Source organism: Mycobacterium sp. E3298 (assembly GCF_001666895.1).
In the GTDB taxonomy this organism is placed as follows: Bacteria; Actinomycetota; Actinomycetes; order Mycobacteriales; family Mycobacteriaceae; genus Mycobacterium.
Genome location: NZ_LZJB01000174.1, coordinates 1 through 1348, shown reverse-complemented (window position 1 = coordinate 1348; position 1348 = coordinate 1). Strand labels below are relative to the sequence as shown.

Below are 1348 nucleotides of genomic sequence, written 5' to 3'. Positions count from 1 at the left end.
GGTGCTGGCCGTCGAGGTGCTCGACCCCCGCGACGTCGAGCTGCCCGACATCGGTGACGTCGTGCTGCAGGACGCCGAATCCGGGGTCACCCGCGAGTTCACCATCGATCCCCAGCTGCGCGACGATTTTGCCAGGGCTGCCGCCGCGCACCGCGCCGAGGTGGCGCGCACCGTGCGCAGCTGCGGGGCGCCGATACTGACCCTGCGCACCGACCGCGATTGGATCGCCGACATCGTCCGCTTCGTCGAGTCCCGCCGGCGCGGGGCGATGGCGGGACGGCAGTGACGGGCACTTTGACCGAGGCGCACAGACACACCAAGACGGTTTTATGACACTGCCATTGCTCGGGCCGATATCGCTGTCCGGCTTCGCACACTCCTGGTTCTTCCTGTTCCTGTTGGTCGTGTTCGGGCTGGCCGCGATGTACATCCTCATGCAGCTGGCGCGGCAGCGAAGGATGCTGCGCTTCGCCAACATGGAGCTGCTGGAAAGCGTTGCGCCCCAACGCCCTTCGCGCTGGCGGCACGTGCCGGCGATCCTGCTGGTGGCGTCGCTGGTGCTGTTCACCATCGCGATGGCGGGGCCGACCAACGACGTCCGCATTCCCCGCAACCGGGCGGTGGTGATGCTGGTGATCGACGTGTCGCAGTCGATGCGCGCCACCGATGTGCAGCCCAACCGGATGGCGGCCGCGCAGGAGGCGGCCAAGCAGTTCGCCGACGAGCTGACCCCGGGCATCAACCTGGGGCTGATCGAGTACGCGGGCACGGCCACCGTGCTGGTGTCGCCGACGACCAACCGCGACGCGACGAAGAACGCGCTGGACAAGTTGCAGTTCGCCGACCGCACCGCCACCGGGGAGGGCATCTTCACCGCGTTGCAGGCGATCGCGACGGTCGGCGCGGTGATCGGCGGCGGCGACAAGCCGCCACCGGCGCGCATCGTGCTGTTCTCGGATGGCAAGGAGACGATGCCGACCAATCCGGACAACCCGAAGGGCGCCTTCACCGCCGCGCGCACCGCCAAGGACCAGGGCGTGCCCATCTCGACGATCTCGTTCGGCACCCCGTACGGCTTCGTCGAGATCAACGACCAGCGCCAGCCCGTTCCCGTCGACGACACGACGATGAAGAAGGTCGCCGAGCTCTCCGGCGGCAGTTGGTACAACGCCGCGAGCCTGGCGGAGCTGAAGGCGGTCTACGCGACGCTGCAGCAGCAGATCGGCTACGAGACCATCAAGGGCGACGCCAGCGTGGGCTGGGTTCGGCTCGGGGCGCAACGCTTTCCAGCAGCTCCATGTTGGCGAAGCGCAGCATCCTTCGCTGCCGCGCCAGCTGCATGAGGATG

General features: G+C 68.2%; 1 protein-coding gene and 1 pseudogene. Both read left to right on the top strand.

The features are described 5' to 3' along the window. Positions 1-286 (top strand): annotated as a pseudogene (locus A9X05_RS08390) (DUF58 domain-containing protein); the annotation flags it as partial. 43 nt (positions 287-329) lie between these two features. Then, on the top strand, positions 330-1343 hold the full coding sequence (locus tag A9X05_RS08385; RefSeq protein ID WP_231978300.1) for a VWA domain-containing protein: 1014 nt from the start codon (positions 330-332) through the stop codon (positions 1341-1343). The last annotated feature ends 5 nt before the right edge of the window (positions 1344-1348 follow it).